At 52.7% G+C, this 24,212-nt stretch carries 16 protein-coding genes and 1 pseudogene; 4 read left to right on the top strand and 13 right to left on the bottom strand.

Features of this window, described 5'->3' with window-relative positions; genetic code table 11:
- Nucleotides 1-208 precede the first annotated feature (208 nt).
- Nucleotides 209-2,629 (bottom strand): filamentous hemagglutinin N-terminal domain-containing protein, encoded by a 2,421-nt coding sequence (locus HJG54_RS05710; RefSeq protein WP_316433853.1) that lies wholly within the window; start codon nucleotides 2,627-2,629, stop codon nucleotides 209-211.
- A gap of 5 nt (nucleotides 2,630-2,634) precedes the next feature.
- The gene (locus HJG54_RS05705; RefSeq protein ID WP_316433852.1) at nucleotides 2,635-4,344 is read right to left on the bottom strand and encodes a hypothetical protein; all 1,710 of its coding nucleotides are present in this window, start codon (nucleotides 4,342-4,344) and stop codon (nucleotides 2,635-2,637) included.
- A gap of 197 nt (nucleotides 4,345-4,541) precedes the next feature.
- Here HJG54_RS05705 and HJG54_RS05700 point away from each other — a divergent pair, with 197 nt between their 5' ends.
- Nucleotides 4,542-5,735 carry an RNA-guided endonuclease InsQ/TnpB family protein gene (locus tag HJG54_RS05700; protein WP_316433851.1) on the top strand — a complete coding sequence of 398 codons (1,194 nt, stop codon included), beginning with the start codon at nucleotides 4,542-4,544 and terminating at the stop codon, nucleotides 5,733-5,735.
- A 125-nt stretch (nucleotides 5,736-5,860) separates the two neighbouring features.
- Here HJG54_RS05700 and HJG54_RS05695 read toward each other — a convergent pair whose 3' ends face one another.
- Nucleotides 5,861-8,083: an AAA family ATPase gene (locus HJG54_RS05695; protein ID WP_316433850.1), complete on the bottom strand. Its 2,223-nt coding sequence runs from the start codon at nucleotides 8,081-8,083 to the stop codon at nucleotides 5,861-5,863.
- Between the two features lie 162 nt (nucleotides 8,084-8,245).
- Between HJG54_RS05695 and HJG54_RS05690 the strand changes: the two genes are divergently transcribed.
- Nucleotides 8,246-10,159 carry a PAS domain S-box protein gene (locus HJG54_RS05690; RefSeq protein ID WP_316433849.1) on the top strand — a complete coding sequence of 638 codons (1,914 nt, stop codon included), beginning with the start codon at nucleotides 8,246-8,248 and terminating at the stop codon, nucleotides 10,157-10,159.
- 214 nt (nucleotides 10,160-10,373) lie between these two features.
- Nucleotides 10,374-10,955 (top strand): hypothetical protein, encoded by a 582-nt coding sequence (locus HJG54_RS05685; RefSeq protein WP_316433848.1) that lies wholly within the window; start codon nucleotides 10,374-10,376, stop codon nucleotides 10,953-10,955.
- Between the two features lie 25 nt (nucleotides 10,956-10,980).
- Here HJG54_RS05685 and cobM read toward each other — a convergent pair whose 3' ends face one another.
- Nucleotides 10,981-11,769 (bottom strand): precorrin-4 C(11)-methyltransferase, encoded by a 789-nt coding sequence (gene cobM, locus HJG54_RS05680; protein WP_316433847.1) that lies wholly within the window; start codon nucleotides 11,767-11,769, stop codon nucleotides 10,981-10,983.
- A 284-nt stretch (nucleotides 11,770-12,053) separates the two neighbouring features.
- Entirely contained in the window at nucleotides 12,054-12,944 is an 891-nt protein-coding gene (gene lgt, locus HJG54_RS05675) for a prolipoprotein diacylglyceryl transferase (protein ID WP_316433846.1), read from the bottom strand.
- Nucleotides 12,945-13,310: 366 nt separating this feature from the next.
- On the opposite strand from lgt, the gene HJG54_RS05670 reads away from it, so the two are divergent.
- A complete protein-coding gene (locus HJG54_RS05670; protein WP_316433844.1) occupies nucleotides 13,311-15,128 on the top strand; it encodes an ATP-binding protein in 1,818 nt (605 codons plus the stop codon).
- On the opposite strand, the gene HJG54_RS05665 is transcribed toward HJG54_RS05670, so the two are convergent.
- The 8 genes and pseudogenes from HJG54_RS05665 to HJG54_RS05630 form a co-directional block, all read right to left on the bottom strand.
- Nucleotides 15,119-15,523, bottom strand: a complete 405-nt coding sequence (locus HJG54_RS05665; RefSeq protein WP_316433843.1) for a DUF1622 domain-containing protein — start codon at nucleotides 15,521-15,523, stop codon at nucleotides 15,119-15,121. The two genes, HJG54_RS05670 and HJG54_RS05665, sit on opposite strands and share 10 nt — an antisense overlap.
- 49 nt (nucleotides 15,524-15,572) lie before the next feature.
- Nucleotides 15,573-16,181, bottom strand: coding sequence for a hypothetical protein (locus tag HJG54_RS05660; RefSeq protein WP_316433842.1), 609 nt, complete (start codon nucleotides 16,179-16,181; stop codon nucleotides 15,573-15,575).
- 181 nt (nucleotides 16,182-16,362) lie between these two features.
- Nucleotides 16,363-18,729: an arylsulfatase gene (locus HJG54_RS05655; protein ID WP_316433841.1), complete on the bottom strand. Its 2,367-nt coding sequence runs from the start codon at nucleotides 18,727-18,729 to the stop codon at nucleotides 16,363-16,365.
- A 170-nt stretch (nucleotides 18,730-18,899) separates the two neighbouring features.
- Nucleotides 18,900-19,580 (bottom strand): sulfatase-like hydrolase/transferase, encoded by a 681-nt coding sequence (locus HJG54_RS05650; RefSeq protein ID WP_316433839.1) that lies wholly within the window; start codon nucleotides 19,578-19,580, stop codon nucleotides 18,900-18,902.
- A gap of 31 nt (nucleotides 19,581-19,611) precedes the next feature.
- Entirely contained in the window at nucleotides 19,612-20,541 is a 930-nt protein-coding gene (locus tag HJG54_RS05645; RefSeq protein ID WP_316433838.1) for an HAD family hydrolase, read from the bottom strand.
- Nucleotides 20,542-20,743: 202 nt separating this feature from the next.
- On the bottom strand, nucleotides 20,744-21,079 hold the full coding sequence (locus HJG54_RS05640) for a pirin-like C-terminal cupin domain-containing protein (RefSeq protein WP_316435614.1): 336 nt from the start codon (nucleotides 21,077-21,079) through the stop codon (nucleotides 20,744-20,746).
- A 231-nt stretch (nucleotides 21,080-21,310) separates the two neighbouring features.
- Nucleotides 21,311-21,483 (bottom strand): annotated as a pseudogene (locus tag HJG54_RS35380) (pirin family protein); the annotation flags it as partial.
- 349 nt (nucleotides 21,484-21,832) lie between these two features.
- Nucleotides 21,833-24,187, bottom strand: coding sequence for an arylsulfatase (locus tag HJG54_RS05630; protein WP_316433837.1), 2,355 nt, complete (start codon nucleotides 24,185-24,187; stop codon nucleotides 21,833-21,835).
- Nucleotides 24,188-24,212: the final 25 nt, after the last annotated feature.

Below are 24,212 nucleotides of genomic sequence, written 5' to 3'. Positions count from 1 at the left end.
CCCCCTAAATCCCCCTTACTCAGGGGGACTTCAAACCATTGTTGGCTTGGTTCCCCCTTTTGTAAGGGGGGGGAGGGGGGATCTTAACAGGATTTGCGATCTACTGAGGCTAGTGAAGTACGAAAAACGGAGTGCAGGGGCACTGCCCCTGCGTGGGGGCGAAGCTCCCACATCCCCTGTACTTCACATGAGTGAAAAACGCTGTAACTCAACGAAGCTGACAGCGAGCGGCAGGATGGGCAGGCAGCTCTGCTACTAACAAAACGTCACCGTGTTGATTCTTGATCCAGCCTTGGGCTTCGACAGGCGAATCGGATGGGGAAGATAATGCGGTTGTTTGGCTGGGTAAGCGAACATCTTCCAGAATTGGGCTGCTGCTAAAGGGTTCGTAAGGCGTCGGCGGGATACCTCCCCGACCGGTGTTGAAAAATGCGGCTGTCGCTTGTCCGATCTCGGCTTGACACCCTTGTGCTAGTTCAGACCGAATTGGGGCTGAAGGCAAATCGGGCGGTGCGGTGCTGGGATCAATCTCTGGGCTATTGATGATCACGGTTCCAGGTGCGCCAAAATCAGAACTGGCGTCAATATCGCTGGTTTGAGGCGTGTTCCGGCGTTCGGCCAAACCCAAAATCCCTCTGGCGTCGATGCGAATGTTGCCTCCTTGGCCGCGATTGGCGCTAGCCAGAATGTTGTTGTCCTGGTTAGGAGCAGCCGTGATGAAGCCGTTGGGCGCGTCGATGAAAATATTGCCACCGCTGGCGTCTGCTTCTGCGCGGGCTGTAATCTGGCTGCGATTCTGCATCCGCAGTGAGTTAGTGCCCGATAGCCGAATGATGCCGCCTTGGCCAGAGACGGTGGTGGCCTTGATCTCGCCTCGGTCTAAAATCAGATTTGCTACGTTGAGCTGAGCCACGCCACCTCGATTGCCTGAGCCAAAGTTGTCTGCGGATATTCTGGCTCCGTCTTCAATAGTCAACTGTGGGGTGGTTAGGGTCAATCTTCTGGCATTTCCGCTGGCCCCCGGTTCAGCCGAGACTAAGATACCGCTGATGTTGTCGTCCCGTTCGACTGGAGCCGTGCCGCTGAGCAGCACCGAATCAGCCGCATTAACGGTGACAGTGCCCGCTCGTCCGGCCCCAAACGTATTGCTAGAGATTTGCGCTCCGCCGCGCACGATCAGCTGTTCAGTTTGTAGCGTTAAATTGCCGCCGTTTCCGGTAGCATTCGGTCTAACTTGCCCAAATAGGCCGCTGGCTCCCTGCTTAGAGTTGAGATTATCGGGGTCTCGGCCTGCTACTTCAATCGATTCCAGTGCATTCACCGTCACATTGCCAGCATCGCCTGCTCCTAGTGTGTCGGTAGAAATTTGCGCTCCTGCTTGCAGCGTTAACCGCCTGGTGTCGATGGTTAGATTGCCACTATTTCCGCTTGCGCGCCGCCTGGTCCGAGCAAATAAACCGCTGGGATATTGATTATTGGGGGCTGCGCCAATCAAATCAACTGACTCTGACGCCCTGATGGTCAAATCCACGCCTCGTCCGGCTCCATAGGTGCCAGTTGAAATCTGTGCTCCATCCCGTAGGACCAGCCGTCTTGTTTCGATAATTAAACGCCCCTCCTCACCCGTCGCTTGCCGATAAACTTCATTGCGTAGCTCAGTGGGTCGATTTCCATCCTCCGGCGAAACGCCCGACAGCTCGACTAGCTGCGAAGCCACAACCCGCAATCTGCCTGCTTGCCCTCCAGTTGAGGTACCAGTTGAGGCATCGGCGGCTACCACGCTGCCTTGGGTGAACGTGATACGCCTACCTTGAATCTGAATCTCTCCGCCTTGATTGCCCGTATTGACAGCGGCATGATTGGATAAACGGATGTCCACAAGATTTTGGCGGCTGGCCAGTTCTAGTCTCCAGCCTTGCTCGTGGGGCAGCAGGTTAACAACGCCCGTTCTACCTACCGCCGCGAGTTCAACCCGCCCTGCCGTGGTTGCTACGCTGCCACCCGTCATGGTAATCGGCCCGCCGACTAGACCGAGAGACTGCCCCACATCAACCTGTAGCCCCACAGCCGAACGATTGCTGATCGCTCCCGGACGCGGCCCAAACTGTAAACCAATCGGCACCTGCACTGTTAGCAACGGCCCGACTCGCGGATTGACCGCACTAAATTGAAAGCCGTCAGCAAACTGAATATGGTTAGCAGTGCTGGCGATGAACGAGCCGCCGATGTTTAATGCCGCCTGCTTGCCAAAAATGATACCGTTAGGGTTCAGCAGAAACAAATCAGCAGCACTGATCCGCCCGCTGCGTTCCCGCATTTCAATCAAGCCATCAATCACAGACCGGTTAGAGCCAGTCACACGGGCAAAAATACGTTCAACGTCTGGTGGGATCTCTTGAAATGAAGCGGTGTTGTTTCTAGGTACAGAAAATCGATCAAAGCTATGAAACAGATTGCGTTCTCTGCGGGTACCTCGGTTAATTACCGTGGTATTGCCTCGACGAGTCACCGCAGAATTTTCAGGCAATGTATTATCGGGTCGGATTTGAGCTACTGCTATGCTGCCAGTCAGCAACCAGAATAGACTGCTGCCGTTGATTAGCCAGAATTTGAAGTCAAAAAGTTTCATAGCATTCAGACTTTAGCCACCAAATTTGTGGGCCCAGTCGTAGCAGGCGGAGTTAAAACACTGCCGCCTGCAATATCCTTACCTTGCCAAATCGGATCGTCTGAAAAGCCGATACCTGAGAGCTTATTGCTGTTAGAGCCATCTCCCAGCAAGTTATTTTGCACAATATACTCCAGTGAGTTGACGACTAGATTCAGATCGAAGTTCGCAACAAAATCCTCAGTAATGGTAAACCTCAACCCGAAAATAGTTTTATCGACTCCCGGTTGAAATTCATTCACCGGCTCTTGAAAGAATCTGTATTCCAACGTTCCAGTTTGAGCTACCGGATTATAGTTCAGTAACTCTGCTCGCAGATTCAGTGACTCGAACGATACTTTATTATCCGATTGAAAAGGCACAACTAAATCAGGGCTATTGATGCTCTCTAAGCGTCCTGACCCAGATGTAAAATTGCCAATTGCGCCAGTAAACAGACCCGTGAGGTTGCTGCCTGCCTGATCGGGGATGGGATTTCCATCGGGTGCGGTGGAGAAGAGTTTAAATTGAGCCGAAATATTGGTTTCATCGGTACCGGTGATCGAGTATTGATTGCCTATACGCGGCGGAATGTTGACCTCAAAGGTGCCTAGCTGTTTGGCGGCAGCAAAATTACTGCTACTATCGTTAATTTGATTCGCCTGCAGAGCAATGCTATAGCTGCCATTGTCGGCATTATCCCAACTGCCGCCCGGTGGCGTGATCCGATAAATGACAGTCCGGGTTGTACTGTTACTGCTGTTATTGGCAATTACCCGGGTGACTAGCTGGGAACCATTAGGACTGATGACTTGAAGATCGCTATCATCGATGCTGGCAGCATTGATAGCCACATTATCTCTGTAGACAACTGTTAGATCACGAGTGTTGGAATCAACGCTAAGCAGATTAGCTGTGGGCGCTTCCTGATCGGATACAGGCGTTTGAGAAATATTGACCTGAAAATTGCCTAACAAACCTGGGGCGACGAATTTACCACTCGTATCGCTCACCTGATTGGCTTGTAGCGTGATGCTGTAGCTGCCGTTATCCGCACTATCCCAACTGCCTCCCGGTGCTGTAATTCGGTAGGTGACACTCCGGGGCGTGCCGTTTCCGGTATTGCTAATCGAAACTCGACTAGCAAGTTGATTAAATCCATTGGTGCTAGTGACTAGAATGTTGTTATTAGTAAGGCTATTGACGTTAACAGCTACATCATCACTGTAGGTGACCGTAAAATCATAGCTACTATTGCCACCAACCGAGAGATTCGAAGCGCTGAGACTGGCAGTAGGATTCGCTGTATCAACTGCTACCTGGAGGCGATAACGGCTGTTGCCGGCTTGGTGCAGCACTCGGACAAAATAAATCCCGGCATTTTGGCTGCGGCCTTGTTGGGCGGCTGGAATGAGTTTTAAGTTGGCATTGCGTTCTTTCCGCCCAATCTTTCTAAAATCGAGCTTGCCGATTTGACGCAGGACTTGGGCAAGGGGACGCTTCAGCGCGTAAAGTTCAACCGCACACCGACCTTTTCCCAGTTTGGTCAGGGTCAGATCCAAACGGCTGCGCTGCTTCAAACTGACGCGGTACAAATCATCTTGATCGGTTAGCCCAACCTTATCCGTTCGACTGATGGGCGAACTTAGAACGCCCAGATTCTTAGCACCCCTTAGCTTATTATCTGCGTTTGACATAGATCCTACCTTCGAGGTTTTCCCGTTCGGGTCGATATATAGGGTGTAACTTTTTCCTAACACTTATTGGGTGGCTTATGGCGATTTATTCACAAAAAATCGCGAGATGCCCCTGCCTTTAGGCATGGGGAGGGATAGCAAGCGAGCCGTAGGCGAGCAATGAGACATGAGCACCTCACTTGTGATATGATTGTGGAATGGAGCAAACTCTGACACTGGCTTGCAAGCTTCAACCTACTTCTAAGCAGGTTACTCAAATCGAGAAGTTGCTTCAGGCGTTTGCAGATGCTTGCAATTTTGCTAATGAGCAGGTCAAGCCAAAAATAACGAGCAAGACCACAATTCAAAGTCATGTCTACCGGCAGTTGAGGGAGCAGTTTGGTTTGAGCGCAAATCAGGCTGTCAGGGTTTGTGCCAGAGTTGGAGCAAGCCGCAAAACTGCGAAGCTGAAAGGAAGGCCAGTAAAGGAATTCAAGCCGACATCGGCTGACTTTGATGCTCGGATATTTTCTTTTCGCGAGAAGGATTGGTCTGTCAGTCTGACATTGCTGACTGGGCGTGAACATATCAAGCTCGATGTCGGCAACTATCAGCGAGGCAAGCTGAAAGGACGTAAACCAACGTCTGCTCAACTCTGCAAGCTTAAAGACGGACAATACTATATCCACATCCAGTTGACTGATGATGCGCCTGATCCAATCAAGTCTGATAAGGTGATTGGCGTTGATTTTGGGCGTAGAGAGATTGCCAAAACCAGTACCGGAAAAGGCTGGGACGGCAAACAGTTGAATCAAATCAGGGACAAGTTCAGCAATACGAGAGCATCCGTTCAGGCGAAAGCCTCTCGTAAACGAGACGCTACGCGAACGAAAGGCACAAGGAGTTCTAGGCGTAGATGCCGCGAACTCTTGCGACGGCTGTCGGGGAAAGAACGACGCTTTCAAAGCTGGCTGAACCATAGCATCAGCGCTGCTATTATCCGTGAGGCCAAGTCTCTCAACGCGATTGTTGCGATTGAGAACCTGACCGGCATTAGGGAGAGGACAAACCAGCAACCTCGGAGCAAAATTGAGCGAAGACGTTCCAATTCGTGGGCGTTCTATCAGCTCAGGCAATTTCTGGCCTACAAGGGTATCAGGGAAGGCGTGGAGGTTGTAGCCATCAGTCCTGCCTACACTTCGCAGACCTGCCACCGCTGCCTGCATATCGGGCTGCGAAGTGAGAAGGTTTTTAAGTGTGGGCATTGTGGATGGCATGGTGACGCTGATTTAAATGGTGCGATCAATATTTCGTTAATCGGGCAGTCCGTAACGCTGCCTGGAGGCTCAAGGATTCTGTCTTGCTCTTTGCAGGACACGGTTCTTAGGGCTACTGAAAGCCCCGCCCTTTAGGGCTGGGGAAGCTTACCAATTGTAGGAATGCAATCAGCATGTTTCTGTTTAATTCCTTCAGAAGTACAGCTCATCCGGCAAATTTGACAGGCAAATTTGACAGGCATTTATGCTCGCCCTAGCTCTCAGCGGTCGATTCGTATAAAGCCAATTGCGCTATGCCATTGCACGGACTGATTGGTCAGTGATCGGGTAAAGGCTTGACGTATGGTTTTGAGTTCTGCGGTAGACAAAACCTGAACGAGATGGTCACGGTAGCTGGGTCGGTCTTTGCCTGGGCTAAACCAGCGTTCAATCATTGTGGAGGTAATCTGGATGTCGGTTATAGTTTGTTCAATCTCAGTTCTGATTTGGCGATTGTCGATACTAGCTTGTTTCCCTAACTGACTCACTAGATCTTCTACATTCCAATTCACCATCGCATCTGAAGAGTCAGTGTAAATTGCTTCTTCTGCCTCAACTAAACGTTGATAAAGCTTGCCGGAAAGCGAATTAGCCTCGATCAGGGCATAGAGCCGCTGGGTGTGACGAGGAAGGGTTTCCGCTAAGACAATTGCTCCCTTGGGCCGCAGTAGGTGCAACCATTGCTGGAGCAGGGCGACTTTATCAGGCTCCGTTGATAGCACATTGCGCCCAATCAATCGATCAAACCGGAGGTCAGCCTGGGTAAAGTGAGCCGATAGATCTTGCCGTGCCAGCGACAGAATTACCGGACGAATCAATTCTGGCAGTAAGGCTGCTTGCTCTGTTAGGGCTGCCGCGTCGGTCGGATTGGGGGTACAGGCATAGACGCCTCCTTCGGGCACACGGCGTACCGCCTCCCAAGTCAACAACCCACTGCCAGCGTTGAGATCGAGCACAACATGGTGACGCTGAAGTTCTGCAAGGCAAAACAACCGATCGCGAATTTGCCCCAACCGCTCTCCGGCTTGGCTGAGGGTGCGCTGCAACCAACGCTCTGTGCCTGCATTCGTCGGACTGAAGGTCAGCACCTCGGGTAAGGCCACTCCCAAGCCTTCCACTAAGGCCGCGAGTTGGGCTTCGCGCTGTCGGGTTACCTGCTGCTGGATTTGTGCCTCATAGCCTTGGTCCGAGGGTTGATAAAACATTTGCCCCTGCAAATGGCTCGGCAAATACTGCTGCGCGACCCAATGCTCCCGATAGGAATGGGGATAGAGATAGCCCGCCCCATGCCCAAAGCCATGCTTATCACGGTTGGCGTCTCGTAGATGGGTGGGCACTTCGGCTTCCCGCTCTCGCTCTACGGCGGCCAAGGCATCGAAGAACCCCATGACGCTGTTGGATTTGGGTGCTGTTGCTAGATACAGCGTGGCCTGAGCCAAAGGATAGCGTCCTTCGGGCATTCCCACCCGCTCAAACGCTTCAGCACAGGCATGGATCACCACAACTGCATTTGGATCGGCTAAGCCCACATCCTCACTGGCTAAAATCAGCAGACGGCGCAGAATAAAGCGCGGATCTTCGCCAGCATACACCATCCGAGCCAGCCAGTAGAGGGCTGCATCCGGGTCGGAACCCCGCACACTTTTGATAAAGGCGCTAATCGTGTCAAAATGCACATCGCCTTCTTTGTCGTAGAGGACGGCCCGCTGCTGAATCGATTCCTCAGCTACCGCTAGGGTAATTTGAATTTCTCCGTTCGAGTTAGGTGGCGTGGTTTCTACCGCTAGCTCTAACGCATTCAGCACTGCTCGTGCATCTCCATTTGCCACATTGATTAAATGAGCAATTGCCGCTTCGTCAATTTTGATGTTAAGCTCGCCGTACCCTCTGAGCGGGTCTTGAAGTGCTTGTTGAATCACCTGACGCAAATCGGCTTCGTTCAGCAACTTGAGCTGAAAAATTCGCGAACGGCTGACCAGCGCTTTATTGACTTCAAAGTAAGGATTTTCTGTAGTTGCTCCAATCAAAATCACCGTTCCGTTCTCAACCCAAGGCAATAATGCATCCTGTTGAGCTTTATTGAACCGATGCACCTCATCGACAAACAGGATGGTCTTTTGGGCATACATCTTGCGTTTCTCTTGCGCTACCGCAATGCCATCTCGAAGCTCTTTTACCCCTGCTAACACCGCATTGATGGCAATAAAGTGGGCCTGGGTCGTGTTGGCAATGATACGGGCTAACGTGGTTTTGCCGGTTCCGGGCGGTCCGTAGAAGATCAGAGACGAGAGCTGATCAGCTTGAATAGCGCGACGCAGCAACCGCCCCGGCCCAATGATGTGATCCTGCCCAATAAACTCATCGAGCGTGCGTGGACGCATCCGAGCTGCCAATGGGGCTTCCCGCTCGATGAGCTGCTGGTGGCGGTAGTCAAATAACGTCATTTTGAGAAACAAAGATATGAGGGGAAAGGTATTAACTAGAGAGAAAATCGTCTTAAAATGGGAATGCTAACGATAAATAGGAACTAATATAGGATTCTTTAATTTATTTTTTCTATCTCAATTTATCTTAAGGAAAATTTATGAGTATGAGCTGGCAATTCTATGGCATCGGCAGATAGGATTTGGCGAGATAGCTCACCCGCATCTGACCCGATGCTCCAGCAGGTGATGCTTGTCGATCCGCCTACGGTGGCTGTCCATACCCCAGCTGCTACAGCTGTTACTCAGATGGCCCAGGCTCAAGTTGGTTGTATCTTGATCCTAGACCAGCAGAGGCCGGTTGGAATTTTCACAGAGCGGGATCTCGTCCATCTGGTTGCGGCTCAAACTTCTTGGGAGCAGCCAATCTCTGCTTTGATGGTACAGCCATTAATTTGCTGCGCCACTACCGAAATCTTAAATTTATTGATGATTGTGGAGCGCATGCAGCAGCACTCGGTGCAGTATTTGCCGGTGGTGGATGCTGAGGAACGCTTGGTTGGGCTAATTACCCAGACGCTGGTTTTGCAAGCCCTGACTGAAGATCACAACCGATGCCGCCAAGCCGAGGCCGAGTTGCGTCAGCAGCAGGAACGCCTGAGCCTATTGACCGACGCGCTGCCAGTTTACCTTTCCTATCTGGATGCCGAGCAGCGCTATCAGTTTGTCAACCACACCTACGAGCAACGCTTTGGCCGGAGTCGCGACGAAATCTGCGGTCGGCCCATTTGGGACGTGTTGGGCGAAGCTGCCTATCAGGTGGTGCGGCCCCAAATCGAACAGGCTCTGGCCGGCACTCCGGTGGTCTATGAAGCCGCTCAGCCCGATCCTCAGATCGGTATGCGCTACACGGCAGTCACCTTGATTCCCGATCGAGCCGCCGATGGGCGGGTGCGGGGGTGCTGTGCCCTTGTCACCGACATTACCGACCGCAAGCAGGCAGAGCTAGCTCTCCAAGAACGAGAATACCTGCTGAGAACGCTGGGAGATAATTTGCCGAAGGGGTTGATTTACCAGTTCGTGCATGAACCGCCCGACCGCTATTATTTCACCTACATTTCGGCTGGGATTGAACGATTGGTGGGGGTCAAGCCGGAAGCGGTGCTGCAAGACCCCAATGTGCTGCATGATTTAATTGTCGAGGCCGATCGACAGCAGATGGCAGAGCTAGCCGAATTTTCACGCCAAAATCTAACCTTGTTTGAAATGCAGATGCGGAAACGCACGCCTGCTGGCGGCATCCAATGGTCACAGTTGCGGTCGGCTCCCCGTCACTTAGCCAATGGCCGCACGGTGTGGGACGGCATTGAGCTGGATATTACTGAACTCAAGCAGTTTGAGGCAGAGCTGCAGCAGGCCAAAGTTGCCGCCGAAGCTGCCAACCGCGCTAAGAGTATCTTTTTGGCAAACGTTACCCATGAGCTACGCACGCCGTTAAATGCAATTCTCGGCTTCAGTCAATTGCTAGCTCAAGACGATTCCCTCACAGATACACAGCGCCAACACATCGCGATCATCCATCGCAGTGGCGAAGAACTTCTCAGCCTGATCAACCGCATTCTCGACCTGTCTCGCCTCGAACCCCAACCTTGGCTGCCCAACTTTGACAAGGTTGCTTCAGAGTTTGCTGCAACAACAGCTTCAGAATCCTTAGAATCATTGAGTGACTTATTCACTGAGTCGTTTGGTCATCCGTATCGAGATTGCATCAAGCCATCGGGGTATGCAGCTGTAGATGGTACGAGTGATAGTTCATTGGATGCTCCTTGCGAGCCGTCAGGTCAGCCTTTAGACAGCCTTTCAGCCTCCCCTGATCCAGTCGCAGATGCTCTGCTGGTCATGCCCTTGGCTTGGCTAGAACAGCTATATCGAGCTGCCATCCAACTCGACGAGAAAACGCTGTTTGCCTTAATTCAGTCCCTACCTGCGGAACACGCCTGCCTAGCACAGGAGCTACAGCTAAAGATTGAAGAATTTGAGTTTGAGCAGATCATGCAGTGGTCGCAGCAGGCAATCGAGCAGTCATCACTAGGTTAATTTTGACTGGGTGAATTTTGTCACTAACTTATCTCCAACTTATCTCCTAAGACAGAGGAACTCCCTGTCTAAAGGAGAGCAGGATTTTGCCGGTTGAGTGGCTAAGTTAGAGCTGTGAAAAACGGTTTTGAACGGTTCGTATTTTGACCGTGTGTATTTTGACCGGATTTTGAACAGCCTAATGTTGGCTTAGATAACTGGAGGTATACTGCATATGACTAGGGGAAATGATTTTTCTAATCGACCTGATCTGAATCGGCCCAATCCCGATGAAAATCCTGCACCAATTGCCGATGAGACGATCCACACCCGACCCGCTACATCCGATGAAATTGCCTATCGGAATGGCTATGCCGAGGCACAGCAAGAAGAACGAGTGCGAGAAAACCTGCGGCGAACTCGTGAGAACAACAGTGCTGCAACTGGGATTGTGGTCGGCGTAATTTTAGCGTCAATTGTGGGTTTAACTTTGGCTGCCATTGCGCTCCTCTCGCAGAATCGCCAGTCCAATCCGCCGACCACTTCTCCTAGTCTGGCTCCCAGTCCAACTCAGCCACAACCTACCCCATCACCGCAGACTTCGCAGCCGCAGAATACCCAAACCACTGAGCGCACTACAATTATTGAACGTGCCCCTCAACAAACTGAGATTATTGTGCCTCCAGCTCCAGATCCGGCAACTCAACCCACCCAGCCTCAAACCGAGTCGGATGCCACTACCCAGCCTACCCAACCCGCCGTTCCCGACAGTACGACAGTTCCCCCAACTGGCTCTGATCCTAATGTTGGACAGTAAGATGCCTGCCTCGCCCTGCCTCGCCTCAGCGGGGCCGAAATAGATGCGTATGTTCTGGGCTGTAGAGCCTGGAACGAGCCGGGTGGGCCGACTGGCTGCTGTTTAAGGCGGGACTGACTAGATACAGCGTTGTGCGGATCAGGTTTTCCTGGGTGGTTAGGGCCGCCATTTCATCTAGGGGGACGATCCAAATCTTTTCATCTGGCCAGCCGAGCCGAAAGCAAACTGCGACTGGCGTTTCTGGTGGATAGTGTGCGAGCAGTTTGGCTTGAGCCGTTTCGACATGGCGGGCACTCAAGTACAGGCAGAGGCTGGCACGATGAGACGCTAAAGCAGCCAATTCTTCGGTTTCTGGCACCTGAGTGCGTCCGCTGATGCGGGTCAGAATGATTGTCTGCACTAGCTCTGGGACAGTTAGCTCGACGTTGAGCTTGGCCGCAGCGGCTTGAAAGGCACTAATGCCAGGAATCACCTCAAACGGAATGGCGGCGGCAGCGAGCGCCTGGATCTGCTCATGAATGGCGCTATAGAGGCTGGGATCGCCCGATTGCAGACGAGCTACCGACTTGCCGGCCCGCACCTGCTCGATCATCAAGGGCAGAATGTCCTCCAGGGTTTTGTTGGCGGTAGGAATCACGTCTGCGTCTGAACGGACCCATTGCAGGATTTGCTTGGGCACCAGGGAATCGGCAAACAGAATCACATCCGCCTGCATCAGCAGTTTCTGAGCCTTGATGGTCAGGAGGTCAGGATCGCCCGGTCCAGCTCCGATCAGGTAAACGGCGGGGGCTAGCTTCGTTTTTAACTCACTCATTTCCGTATATTTGGCTAAAGGATTGGCTCAAGCATACTGCCTCACGGTTGTGCAGAAAATTGGCTTGATGGGATGATCTCTGTAAAATCTTTGACAATTCGCTGCCTAATTTAAAAGGTTGATGAAACACCTCGGTTATTTCGGACACATCCTCGATCTTGAGTAAAAGTGGATGGTAGATGCACCCTGATTCATACCCCGGAGGAAACTCTGGGGTTTTTCTTTGGGTTTTGGTTGGGAGTGGGTTGAGGTTGCTTTAGCCACACCGTGAACCAGACTAGTGATCACGAAGGTGGCTTAGACGACGAAACCGGCTTGGCCTCGGCTGGAGGGACAACATCAGGCAGAAAACGATTGCGGCCATAGAGCCAGAACAGCCCTAGCCCACCAATGGCAATGCAAACCAGACTCACCACCTGAGCAATGCGCAGCGGCCCTAGCATTAAACTGTCCATGCGCAATCCCTCGATCCAAAAGCGACCCATGCTGTAGCCAATCAAATAGACCAGAAACAGCGTGCCGGTTTTGAGCTGATGCCCTGGCTTCAGCCCTCGGAAAAACAGCGTCATCAGCAGGGCAAATACGCCTAGGTTCCACAGCGACTCGTAAAGAAAGGTGGGATGGAAATAGTCGAACTGAGTATAGCCTGCAGGCCGCTGCGCCGGTGGAATATAGAGCTTCCAGGGCAGATCCGTCGGGCGACCAAACGCCTCAGAGTTGAAGAAATTGCCCCAACGGCCAATTGCCTGCCCCAAAATCAGGGAGGGAGCCACCAGATCGGCAAGCTGCCAAAATGAGACTTTTCTGAGTCGAGCAAAAATCAGCGACGCTAGCAGCCCGCCCAAAATTGCTCCGTGGATGGCAATGCCACCATGCCAGATGGCGAAAATTTCGCCCGGTTTATCGGCATAGTTGTCCCACTCAAAGGCCACATAGTACAGCCGCGCCGCCGGAATGGCCGCTATGATCAGCCACAGCGACAAATCGCTGATGATATCTGGATCCAGCCCGCGCCGTTTGGCTAAATAGGTGGATAGGCTGACGCCAATCAGAACCGCAGACGCGATCAAAAAACCGTACCAGCGAATCGGCAATGGCCCGATCATTGGCCCAGGAGAGGCAAATTGTGCCAAAAGGCCAGCGAAATCAGCCAAAACAGTGGAAGATAGCAGCATGAGTGCTCTGCCTCGCCGTGACGATACAAATAACGATTGTACCGGGTTGGGTTGGTGGATGGGTGTTGAGGATAGGCAAGCCCAAAGATGTGCGCTACAAAACCGACAGCCCATTGCTGCAATGATAAGCTGCTAACAAATCAGGTGAAAGATTAATGCATGCAGCCCTTCCAACGGCTGCTTTTTATTGTCTTTGAATCTTGTTGTCTTTGAAATCGCTTGCTCTAATCCCTTGCTCTAATCCCTTGTTTCACCCAAAGCAACGATCCTTTTACCCCCTCCCCCTTCACCCCTCCCCCCTCCCCCCTGCTTGCTACAATAACGAATCAACAGCTCACCGCTGGCAACTGGAAGGAGGTCAACCGCGTGTCCTCTAAGTTTGGGGCAATGCAATCATTTTTACAGGCGAAATTATCGCGGCGCATTGTCCTCTGGGTGTTTGGCAGCATCCTGGTGATTGAGGCAATCATTCTGTTGCCTTCGATCTATCGTCGCCAGCAGGAATTGCTCACCTCCCTCAAAAACCTCTCAGCAGCGCGGGTCGAAGGCAGTTTAGCAGCGTTGGGGCTGCCGGCCTCGGACACAGACCTGTTGGCGACCTTGCAGCAGATGGCTCCCAATTCGGTGCGGGGTGGGACGCTGTATCGAGCATCGGGAGAGCTAGTGGGCAGCTTTGGTGAAGTGCCGCAACTGACGCTTCAGCAAGTCCAAGCCAACCGCACGGCGTTGTATGACCAAAGAGCGGCTCACTATGATGCAGTTTGGTCATTGCCGCCCTTGGCCGATCGCTATTTTCTAATCATTCGTCATGATGCCAGCTCGGTGCAGCGGGAGTTACTGGCCTTCATTGGTCGGATTGCCTTACTGGTGATGATCATTTCGGTGTTTGTCACTGTGGCGACGCTGATTGGGCTAGAGCGAATTTTGGTGACGCCCATTTTGCTGCTGCGGAACGATTTGCTGAAACTGGGGCAAGCGATCCGCCAAGACCAACCCCTGCCCGAATTCAAATCCCTGCCCTTCCGCCGAGATGATGAGCTAGGTGAAGTGATCGCCGCCTTTGATGCCATGTATGCCCAAGTTTGGGAGGCGATCAGCGAGCGCAAGCAGGCGGAAGTGGCCCTGCGCCAGTCGGAAGAAAAGTTTTCTAGAGCATTTCGCGCTAGTCCTTCTGCGGTTTTGATCAGCACCCTGACGGACGGACGATTGATCGAGGTGAACGACAGTTTTCTCCAACTGTATGGAGGGCAGCTAGAAGAAGTGCTGGGCCACACCGCAACTGATCTGAACCTCTGGGCTGCCGCAGAACACCGGGCCGAAATGGTGGACACAATCCGCAAAACTGGCTCGATCCGCAATCGGGAATATACCTTCCGCAACAAGCAAGGAGAACCGCGAGCCATTCTGTTTTCAGCGGAACTAATCAACCTGAACGGTGAAGAATGCCTGCTCTCGGTTGCCAACGACATCACCGAACGCCGACAAACCGAAAAAGCCCTAGAGCGGCTAGCAGAAATTGGCGAGCTGGCGGCCATGATCGTGCATGAGGTGCGCAATCCACTCACTACGGTAATCATGGGGCTACAATCCTTTCAGACGCTTGAGCTATCGGACCGTGCCCGCCTGCGGCTAGAACTGGCCCTGGAAGAGGCCGAACGGTTGCAGCGGTTGCTGAACGAAATTCTGCAATATGCGCGCTGTCAAAAGCTAGATTTGGCCGAGTTGGAACTGAATACGCTAATTCAGGAAATGCTGGAAACGATGCGCACCATGCCTGCAGCCCAAGGGCGACCAATCGAGTTCACGCCCGTTGATCCGATTCGCGTTTTGGGTGATCGAGACAAACTGAAGCAGGTATTCATTAACCTGATTAGCAATGCCTGTGAAGCTGTTGCCCTGGGTGAGTCGATTACCTGGAAAATCGATGCTTGCCAGCCGCAACGCACGGTTTGTGTGCAGATTCACAACGGTGGTGAGCCGATTCCAGGTGATTTGTTGCCTCGCTTAACCAAACCTTTTTTTACAACCAAATCATCCGGCAATGGCTTGGGGTTAGCCATCGTCAAACAAATTGTGGAAGCTCATAACGGAGAATTGATGATTGATTCCTCGGAATCCATTGGTGGAACTACCGTGACTGTAATGCTGCCTTTTGTGTCTGAGCAGCTAACTCTTCAGGGATGATGACGTAACAGTGAATTAGCATAGGAATGCTTTTTAGCCTTTTCCTCAAGTTCGTAGGTTTCCTTCAGTTCTTTGCCCAGAAAGTAGTTGAGAAATGTCCGAATCAGGGCGATCGCCCCTAGTTTGGCTAAAGTCTCAAAGGTGGGAGCTACCGTTGTATTGAGAATGTCAGATGCAAGCTGAAATTCCAATGCCAGGGCTAACCACGCCCCAAAGCGCAAGCGGAGCTTTAGATAGGGAAGCGGAACACTATGCCGTTGTCGAATCGCTACAGACAGTTGCAGGGTTCTGATTAAACCGATTAGCACGCAGATAGCTGCGATCGTCTCCAGCAACAGTTTCAGAACGTTGATAAAAAAGTGTAAATGTTGTTCTAGCGGTTCAATGAGTTCCATTTCAATGACCATCTTTTGAACTGTTGCAGGAAACTAAAAAACGCTATACCTATTCGCTTTCACTGGTTTCGGATCGCTTGATATTTGTTCTGTGTTCGGTTAACAAATATCCGATTGCACCTGGCACTACAAAGGTAGTGATCAGCACGGTGGATGTGGTGCTGAGTCTACTTGAGAGTGACCGCGCTACTTCAAGTCCAGCCAAGATATATTCGATGGTGACCGTAGCGCCAAAAAGTCCGGTGGTGAGTGCGCCTAACCTAGAGAGAAACGTTTTTAGAGGCGGGACATGGGGATTATGAATCTTTCTGCCCAGAAGCATTCCAGCAATGAAGCCTGCAAGACCCTGCACGCCAACAATGATACAGCGAACTCGCAACTCAAAGGGTGCCTGTCCTTGAGCCACGAATTCTGACAGGGCTATACCCGTACCGATGATGATACCCGCGATCGCGCCTACTGCCGTCCACCAGAGCGATGGTTTGGTCAGTTGAGTACAGGCGATGGATAAGCCAGCCATGACCAGACTACAGACGATCGCCGCTTGTTCGGGAGGGGCGTTCTTGATCAGCATTAACGATACGGCACCTCCTACCACACTACTGATGAACATCAGCAGTTTGTCGAGGGAATTGGCATTTTGCTCAAAGTTTCGCACTGGTTTTGTCAGCGATTGTTAGTGAATTGAATGAATTGAGAGTGGCGATCGCCCTTTTTGAATCTACTGTGTACACACAGGTCGAATGATCCCCCCCTAGCCCCCCTTGCGAAAAGGGGGGAACCGTAGGCAACGCTGGTTTGAAGTCCCCCTTAAAAAGGGGGATTTAGGGGGATCAAGACTACTGACGTGCCATTGCGACTTTGAATCGTTCTTCTGGCGTAATCAAATGGTTGTGGTCGTCTTTCTCCAAATCGATTTGCACCCATTCCACCTCGCCGCTGAATTTGTTGTCGCGGGGGGCATACTCCGGTGAAACAGGCGATCCGGCTTCAAATCCGACATCGCAGGTTTCATCTGCCGAGAAGCCCATTGGTTCGGTGGCATCTACTCGTCCTGTGCCGACGGGCTGACCGTCTACATAGAGTGACACATCGCCGCCCTTAGCCAGACCGCCGCCATCGTATTTGAACTCCAGTCGCACCTGATGTTTACCGGATGGGATGGGGCTGGTCGATTCAGTCACAAAAAGCTTTAGCCCGAAGAAGTTGTAGCAATACTTGAGCTTGCCTGCTTTGGCATAGAGGCTCCACCCGCCGACACTGCCGCCCTGAGCAATGATCACCCCTTCTGCACCGCTTTCTGGTACGGTGATCTCAGCCGTCACCGCAAACGACTTGTTTTTCATGTTCACAATTGCGGCTTCGCTCAGGCGACCCATGCCGCCAAATAGAATCTGCGTATTGCCGCGAATGAGCTGCGGTCGTCCAGAGATATCGGGGTTGACCCGTTCGGCGAAGCGATCGTCGAGCGGCAGGACGTTGTACTTGACGGCTTCGATCAGCCACAGCCGCTGGAGTTCGTGCAGTTTGTCGGGGTGCTGCTTTGACAGGTCACGGGCTTGCGTCCAGTCGGTGTTGGTGTCGTAGAGTTCCCATACGTCATCATCGAAGGCAACGGTTTGCACGGCACCGGTCTCCCAGGGGGTGCGGTGTTTGGTGACGGCAGTCCAGCCCTTGTGATAGATGCCTCGGTTGCCGAACATTTCAAAATACTGGAGTTCGTGCTGCTCAGCCGCACTGGCATCATTGAAGGAATAAACCATGCTCACCCCTTCTAGAGGAGCTTGCTGCACACTGTTGACGACGGTGGGATGGGGGAGTTGGGCAACCTCCAGCAGCGTTGGCGCAATATCAATCACATGGTGGAACTGCGATCGGACTTTGCCCCTGGACTGGATGCCTCTGGGCCAATGGACGATCGTGCCGTTGCGGGTGCCGCCCCAGTGCGATGCCACCTGCTTTGTCCACTGGTAAGGCGTACACATGGCGTGCGCCCAGCCAACCGCGTAGTGATTATAGGCATCCGGGCCACCAAAATCATCGATCTTACTCAGCAAGAATTCCGGCGTTTCCAAGCCGCCCATGCCGTTCAGCATAGCCAACTCGTTAAAGCAGCCGTTGAGCGATCCTTCTGCCGAAGCGCCGTTGTCGCCCAGGATGTAGTAGATCAGCGTGTCGTCCAGGATTTCCAGATCAGTCAGGGCATCAATCAGGCGACCAATATGGTGATCGGTGTGTTCCAGGAACGCGGCATAGATCTCCATCTGCCGTTCCAGTACGGGTTTCAGTTGATCTGGCATTTCGTCCCAACTGGGAATTCCGTCATGGCGCGCAGTGAGTTCAGCATCGGCGGGAATCACGCCCAGTTCTTTTTGTTTAGCAAAGGTGATTTCTCGCTGCCTATCCCAACCGTGAGCAAATTGCCCTTTGTACTTGTCGATCCACTCCTTTGGCACATGATGCGGTGCGTGGCAGGCACCGGGCGCAAAATACATGAAGAACGGCTTATCGGGCATCAGGGCCTTTTGCTGACGCACGTACTTGATCGCCTTGTTGGTCATGTCCTCCGTAAAGTGGTAGCCCTCTTCCGGGGTTTTGTCGGGTTCGACTGGGGTGGTGCCTTCGTAGATGGCGGGATACCACTGGTTTGTCTCGCCGCCGATGAAGCCATAGAAGTACTCAAAGCCGCTGCCTGTCGGCCACTGGTGGAATGGCCCCATCGGGCTGGTCTCCCAAACGGGCACTTCGTGGCATTTGCCAAATTGGGCAGTGGAATAGCCGTTGAGCTTCAGCGTTTCAGCGATCGGCGCTTTATTTTTGGGACGAATCGTGTTGTTGCCCGGTGCAGAAGTTGCCATCTCTGTGATATTGCCCATGTTCACCGAGTGGTGATTGCGCCCCGTCAGCAATGCCTGTCGGGTGGGGGCACAGAGGGCAGTGGTGTGGAAGCGGTTGTACTTCAAGCCATTGGCGGCCAGCCGCTCGGCAGTTGGGGTGTGGCAGGGGCCGCCGAACGCACTGGAAGCACCAAAGCCTACGTCATCGAGTAAGATAACCAGAATATTGGGGGCACCTGATGGAGGACGCAACGGTTCAATGGGCGGATATTTTGTATTGGGGTCTTTGGCATCGTAGGTCGTCAAACCAACGTGTTGGCGATCGGGAATGGGTAGAATATCGTGTGGAATCGCGTTGTTGGATGTCATCACATTGCTCCTCTGAATATCAATTGATTGGATTGCAATCTTCACTGGAAGAAAACTTTTGCTCAAATCGCACTGGTTTTGTCAGCGACTGTGAATGAATTGAGATCATGAATTGGGATTGACGATCGCTCCTGATTCAAAAAGCACGATCGCCCCAATAAACCTGCATCCTAGGTGCTTCCCAGTCCCACTTCTAACTTCTCCATAGCCTGATCGATCGAGAAGCTGGCGGCTTTTTGGCGAGGTGGGTAGTCCTTAAACGTCTGTAAGAACTGCGCGTCGATCGTCTCCATCCGTTTTTTGGTCAATGGCCCGGTATCTTCAATCCGCTGTCCGCCCTTGCCATCCGCCCAACAGTGCAGCACTCCACGAGGCCCATATCTCTGCTTAAACTGAGGAAATTCCTCTGGTTTAGGATAGTCAGGATGCTCTGGCTCTTCCTCAGCGTTGAGGTGATAGAGGTTGCCGAAGAACTCATCAAACCCGTGCATCGTCGGCAAATGTTCGTCCCGATCGCCAAAGTGGTTTTTGCCAAACTGCCCCGTGCGATAGCCCAACGGTTTCAACAGTTCCGCAGTACTGGGATCTTCAGCCCTGAATCCCAGCGGCGCACCAGGCAGCCCGACTTTACTCAAGCCGGAGCGAAACACGCTTTGCCCGGTAATGAAGGCAGCCCGACCCGCCGTACAGCTTTGTTCACCATAGTAGTGAATAAACCGCATTCCCTCGTTGGCAACGCGATCGATGTTGGGGGTGCGATAGCCCATCAGTCCGTCGCTGTAGCAGCTGAGATTGCTGATCCCGATATCATCGCCCCAGATGATCAGAATATTAGGTTTGCCGTTAGGCATGGATTTAGTCTCCTTGATTTGAGAGTTGTGATTACTGGAAGAAAACAGTCTTCCAATCGTTCTTGATGCTGACAACCTGCCAACCGTTTGTCTGTGCCGCATTCAGGGAAGCATTGTCAGGTTCCTGATAGGCAAATTCTCGCTGAGCATCATCGTGATTGATCAGCAGTTGGAACGAAGCGCCAGACCGCCCCTGAGAGTAGGTAAGCATGGCAATATCGCCGCCCGTTCGCTCATTTCCAGCAGCAAATACCGGACGCTTGCCAATGTGCAAATCAATGCCGATCGGCTTGCCTGTCTGATCGTTAATCCGCAGAATCTCAGGCAAGCGCCAGATTACATACTTACCGTCCTGCTGGATAAATTCTTCTTTGCCGCTGCTGCCAATCACCTGCTCTGGTGGAATGCCATAAAGTGATTGCGAAAACACCCGCATAAAATCAATGCCGCCGCCAGAACAGATCCAGGTTTGAAAGCCGTTAGCTCGCAGATACTCCAGCAATTCGATCATGGGTTTGTAGGTAACTTTCGTGTAAGGCACATTCAGCCTCGGGTGTACGCTCGTGTCAAAAAACCGTTGCACCTCCTGCTGAAATTGCTCCTGCGTCATGTTGCTGTGGGTGGCGGTAAGCAGTTCCATAATTGCCGCTTCACCTGCCTGCTTGAAGTACTCCACATCTCCCTCTAATGCTGCCTGGAAGGGCTGCCTCTGAGTCAGAGCAGGATCTGCCGCCGCCATTGCTTGCAGCTTTCCCAGCACAAACATCCCCTGCACAACGGGCTGTTCTGCCCAGAGTGTGCCGTCGTTGTCGAAGGTGGCAATTCGGTCAGCAACAGGGACAAAATCGGGACTGTTTTCGGTCGTAACGCGAGCAACAAACTCGATAATAGACTGTTTCACTTCGCCGTCATTCCAGGATGGCAGCGGATCGCCTGTAGCGTGAGCAGGAGTTGGAAGCATTATTTCACTCAAAAATACAAGAGCAATTACAAAACTAGTTATCAATAGATGAATTCGTTTGTTCACATGGTTTTCTCCTCTGCGTAACCAGAACGATCTCGATCCCCCTAAATCCCCCTTTTTAAGGGGGACTTTGAATGTTCTTGGCTCGGTTCCCCCCTTTTGAAGGGGGGCTAGGGGGGATCAACACAGCCACCATTTTTCAAGCACTAGAATTCGATGAAACAGGCGATAAAGCTCCCATCTTGCCACTCTGGTAATCGACGATCGCCTCAATAATCTCTTGCGTATTCATGACAAACGGCCCCTGTCCCACGATCGGTTCATCGATTGGTTCACCGCAAAGTAACAAGGCTGTCACCGGCTGCGTACAGTTAATTTGCAGCGTTGTGCCAGATCGATCGAACAATCCCACTTCGGCTGTGGTGATGGCATCCGATCCATTCACATGCACCACGCCCTTCAGCACGACCAGGAGTGTTGTGTAGCCTTCGGGAACCGTTAGCTCAGTCTGACTCTCTAGCCGCAAATCCCACATCTGAATCGGGGTAAAGGTCTGAGCGGGTCCTTTGTGTCCGGCAAATTCCCCTGCGATTACCCGCACCGTTCCCTGTCCATCGGGTAGCGCTACAACCGGAATCTGCTGCTGCAAAATGCCCTGATACCGAGGGGGAGCCATCTTGTCTTTGGCAGGCAAATTCACCCAAAGTTGCACCATCTCGAATAGCCCGCCCTGTTGGGCAAACGTGGGCGCGTGAAACTCCTCATGCACCACGCCAGCAGCAGCGGTCATCCACTGCACATCACCAGGGCCAATCATGCCCCGCCGCCAGCCGAGTCTCGATGTTCCACCTCTCCGGCATAGACGATTGTGACGGTTTCAAAGCCGCGATGCGGATGCTCCCCGACGCCGCGCCGCGCCGTTGTCGGCGGAAATTCCATTGGCCCAGCATAGTCCAGCAGCAAAAACGGACTGATCGCTGCTCCCAGGGATGGGTAGGACAACAGCGTTCGCACCGGGAAACCATTACCGACCCAGTGGCGATCAACGCCCCGTTGAATGCAGCGCAGCTTTTTGAGAGTTGGATTAGAGTTTGTCTCTGATTTGATCGTTGACATGATTGATAACGTTTCTAGGTCAGGAGAAGGATGATTCATGTTCAAAAAGCTAGTGATTGATCCCCCTAAATCCCCCTTTTTAAGGGAGACTTCAAACTGTTCTGGTATGTGTTTCACACACGCTTCGCGAACGGTTCCCCCTTTTTTAAGGGGGGCTAGGGGGGATCTCAACCTACTGCCGCGCCAGATACATTCGCATTTTGGCTTCGTAGTTTTCGACAGGTTCGCCTGTGACATCGACAAACGCCTTGTGTACCTGTCCGGTGAACTTAAAGGGAGGCTGATAATCGGGCAGCGTCGGTGAGTTGGGATCAGCTCCGATGGCGACACCCGCCGCCAGACCAAGCTGTATGGGAATCGTCACGGGTAGATTGCCTTCGCCGACGGGCTTGCCATCCACCAGCAGCGTAATGTGGGCAGGCGTGCCCTTGCCATTAGCCATATCAGCCGGGCCAGTCGGGTCAAATTGGACGCTGAAAATGTGGCGACCGCTGGGTATGGGCTGCGACGACTCGATTCTGAAGAAGCTATCTGCCACGTAGTTGTAGCCATAGATCAGCTTGCCGTTCTGCACGTAAACCACAAAGCCGCCATCCGTACCGCCCATCGAGAACAATGCGCCTGTGGCTCCTGCTTCTGGGATAGTTGCCTCCACCGAAACCGAGTGGGCACAATTTGTCAGTCTAGGGGCTGCATTAATGGGTACAACCTGAGTGCCGGGATAATAGACATACTGCTTCCGCTCAACGGCAATTTGAGGACGCGCAACCGCACCGCGCAGGGTGCCGCGACTGTCGATCGGCAGCACATTGTACTTGCCTGCCTCCACGTACCACATGCCGATCATGGCAATCAGACGTTCGCGCTCAGTCTCAGCCAGGTTCTTGGTTTCGGCAGGGTCTTCCATCACGTTGTATAGCTCCCAGCCGTGCGCGTCCAGTTCCGTCAGCTTGTCATAGGAAATCGGATCGCCAAACCGTCCGCCCGTCTCTGTGAACGATGTGCCCGGCCAGGGACAGACTGCCCGCCAGCCGTCATGGTAGAGGGAGCGATGCCCAAACATCTCGAAGTATTGCGTCAGGTGCAGACTGGCGGCATCGACAGCATCAAAGGTATGGGCAAAGCTGGCTCCTTCGATCGGCGATTGGGTGACGCCTCGGATAGCGATAGGTGGCTCAATCTTCAGCGCCTCTAGCACCGTCGGCACCATATCAATCGCGTGAGCATATTGGCTGCGGATCTCGCCTTTTGCCTTGATTCCGGCGGGCCAGGTGACGATGAACGGATCGCTAATCCCGCCCCGGTAGGTTTCGCGTTTCCAGCGGCGGAAAGGTGTGTTTCCGGCATGAGTCCAGCCCCAGGGATAATGGTTGAAGTATTTGGGGCCGCCAATCTCGTCGATCGCCGCCAGATTCTGCGCCAGGTTTTCCGGCACATTGTTGAAAAACTTGCCCTCATTCACCGAACCCGTGGGGCCGCCTTCAGAACTGGCTCCGTTATCGGAAATCACCATAATCAGCGTATTGTCATACTCACCCAGATCCTTGAGGAACTGAATTAGCTCACCGATGTAATGATCCGTGTGTTCCAGAAATCCGGCAAAGACTTCCATCATCCGGGCATAGAGGCGGCGCTCGTCTGCTGAGAGTGAGTTCCAGTCCTGCACATCCGGATCATGGCGAGACAGAACCGTATGCGGCGGAATGATGCCCATCTCTTTTTGGCGGGCAAACACTTTCTCCCGATAAGCATCCCAGCCGTCATCAAACTGCCCCTTGTACTTATCCGCCCATTCCTTGGGGACATGGTGCGGCGCGTGCATGGCTCCTGTGCAGAAGTACATGAAGAAGGGTTTATTGGGCGCAACCTGTTTGGCATCGGCAATCATCGCTTTCGCTTTTTCCACCAGATCAGGAGTGAGGTGGTAGCCTTCTTCAGGAGTGGTCTCTGGCTCAACTTGGGTGTTGTCTCGTACAAGCTCTGGATAATACTGATGCGAGTCGCCCGCCAGAAAACCGTAATAGCGCTCGAAGCCACGCCCCAATGGCCAGCGATCGTAAGGCCCAGCCGCACTGATTTGTTCAGTCGGGGTCAGGTGCCATTTGCCAACGGCGTAGGTGTTATAGCCCTTTTGCAGCAGGATTTCCGACAGAAAGCCGTTCTCGAAGGGAATGTTGCCATTGGAGCCGGGATAGCCCATCGAGCCTTCGGTGATGCAAGCCATGCCATTGGAATGATGGTTCCGCCCCGTCAGCATACAGGAACGGGAGGGCGAGCAAAGCGCAGTCGTGTGCATATTGGTGTAGCGCAAACCGTCTGCTGCCAGTGCATCCAGGTTGGGAGTGGCGATCGGGCTACCAAAGCAGCCAAGCTGCCCAAACCCCGTATCGTCCAGCACAATAAACAGCACATTCGCTGCCCCTGCTTTAGCCCGATTGGGTTCCGGCCAGGCAGGAGTAGAGACATCCGCAGTGCGTCCAATTACACCGGGGAAAGTAGTTCCAGATCGGTATTCTTTGAGTGACATAATGCTTCCCTTAGTCAAGTATTTG

It is taken from the genome of Leptolyngbya sp. NK1-12 (assembly GCF_032598965.1).
In the GTDB taxonomy this organism is placed as follows: domain Bacteria; phylum Cyanobacteriota; class Cyanobacteriia; order Elainellales; family Elainellaceae; genus Elainella.
Note: the sequence above shows the minus strand (reverse complement) of the source record. Positions and strands in the feature narration are given on the sequence as shown.